General features: G+C 32.2%; 1 protein-coding gene. It reads left to right on the forward strand.

Annotated features, from left to right (window positions below; genetic code table 11):
* A partial coding sequence (locus tag IQR33_RS34655) for a hypothetical protein (RefSeq protein ID WP_228014186.1) occupies positions 1 to 388 on the forward strand: 388 nt, incomplete at both ends.

Below are 388 nucleotides of genomic sequence, written 5' to 3' on the forward strand. Positions count from 1 at the left end.
CATACATCAAAAACCTTGTTTAGAGTCTCCTCCATAGAGGTTGTTGCTAAAAGAGAGAGTTTACAGAAGGCTCGTTTATCGTTTGATACAAACTTTGGTTTAGGTAGTGGCTTACCTGCGTCAGAAGAGAATATTTTTCTTCTCGATTGTTTTAAAAGTAAACTAAATATCAAATACTTTCCTGAGTTTATAAATTGTCACCCTAGTGAAAGTACTGGTAAAAATTGGTCAAATAAAGCAATGCGATCAAGTAAGTTACCTTTTATGTATCGTTGTTTTGGTTGTCCGTCTTATCTTATATTCATTCTGTTTGCTATTAAAAAATACCCAGAATATCGGAAGGATATTGGTTTTTTTAAAATGATATCAGAGAATATTAAGAGCTTGA

It is taken from the genome of Vibrio sp. OPT46 (genome assembly GCF_015163535.1).
Taxonomy (GTDB): Bacteria; Pseudomonadota; Gammaproteobacteria; order Enterobacterales; family Vibrionaceae; genus Vibrio; species Vibrio alginolyticus.